The sequence below is a fragment of the Vibrio sp. Vb0598 genome (genome assembly GCF_033338935.1).
In the GTDB taxonomy this organism is placed as follows: Bacteria; Pseudomonadota; Gammaproteobacteria; order Enterobacterales; family Vibrionaceae; genus Vibrio; species Vibrio alginolyticus.
In genome coordinates this window covers 1-1,482 of record NZ_JAWOTP010000104.1, presented here as the reverse complement: position 1 = coordinate 1,482, position 1,482 = coordinate 1, and the positions used below count along the sequence as shown (strand labels likewise).

Here is a 1,482-nt window from a genome sequence, read left to right as displayed (position 1 = left end):
TCAAATTACTTTTTATGAAGCGATTGATCATGGTGTAGGTCAAGATGAGCTGGTGACTAACGTATTGGTTGAAAGCATTCAAAGTGATGCTGACGGCACACAAGAGGCTGTTGTGGCTCCCCTAGAAATCGCCATCCTTGATGCCGATCCAGTGATCGAAAATGAGTCATATAGTGTAACCGAAGGCCAAGTCATTTCTGGCAATGTACTGGAGAATGACATTGATATTGATGGTGACTTGTACATTCGATATGTCAGAGCCGGAGGAGAGATCCAGTCTGTCCCTGATGGTGGCTCAGTAAGTTTTAGTCTAGAGAAGGGTGAATTAACCGTACTTTCAGATGGCTCTTGGCAGTTGAATGCCAGTCGCAACTTAGATCACACGGTTGAGCAAAGTCTCGTTTTTGATTATCTCGCAGCCGATGATTCAAAAGATTACGGTGTAGCAACCGCAACTATCGACATTATAGATGGCCAAGCGGGTTATGTAGGCAGCGCTACTATAAACGCAGCAGAAGTACCTCTGGGAGAGGCATTATTAACCACCGAAGGCAGTGTTAATGTGATTGCTGGCTCTGATAACCCTGATCCGACTAGTTTGTATTTTGGTGGGGCATCCATTACTAAGTTAGAGGCATTAGGGCTTACAAGCTCAGTCTCTGATAATGAGCTTAGCTACACGTTAAGTTCCAGTGGAAAGCAAATCACAGCATTTGCTAATGGTGTCACTGTATTTACGTTAACATTGAGTGGCATTGAGTCGGGTAACGATGTACTAGCTTCAATCTCGCTTACTCTTGATCATCCTATCGATCAATTCAATAGTAGTGATACGGTCACTTTCCCGCTGACCATTGGAGGGACAGATCTAGACTCCACACCGCTTGTAGAGAATGAAATTGATTTCGTGTTGAAAGATGGTGTTGATCCTACGTTGAGCAACTTGACTGTTGTTGCAATGGAAGAGATTAATCTAGAAAGTGGGGCAATCTTTAAGACTGGGAGCCTTCAACTCGATATCGGGAGTGATTATGTTGACTCTCTTCGATTTAGCGAATTAAACCAGCCCACATTAGTGAGTAGTGAAAGTGAGTTGCTTTACCGTCTGTCTGATGACGGTACGACAATTACTGGCTATATCTTAGAAGGTGGGGTGGAAGTAAATATTTTTCAATCGAAACTATTATCCACATTACCTGTAGAGTCGAGTAGTGAAATAGAGTATTCCTTTGAATTATATCGCTCTTTCGATCTGTCAAAAGATCAAATCCTGGATATACCATTGTTAGTTAATGCAACAGATTCAGACGGTGACACCACCTCCGTAACATTGGATATTACCTTAGAGGCAATTGAAGGTTTGAACGATGATGCCTCTTTAACGGTGGATATTCTTGATGGCGGCGATGGATACGAAAACCAGTTTGAAGTTCCTAGTGTCACGATTCAAGGTGACGCACTCAAGATAAGCGATGAGTGGCT

1 protein-coding gene is annotated in these 1,482 nt (G+C 42.9%); it reads left to right on the top strand.

Features of this window, described 5'->3' with window-relative positions; genetic code table 11:
- On the top strand, window positions 1-1,482 hold a 1,482-nt coding region (locus tag R7Q38_RS23255), incomplete at both ends, for an Ig-like domain-containing protein (RefSeq protein WP_318114448.1).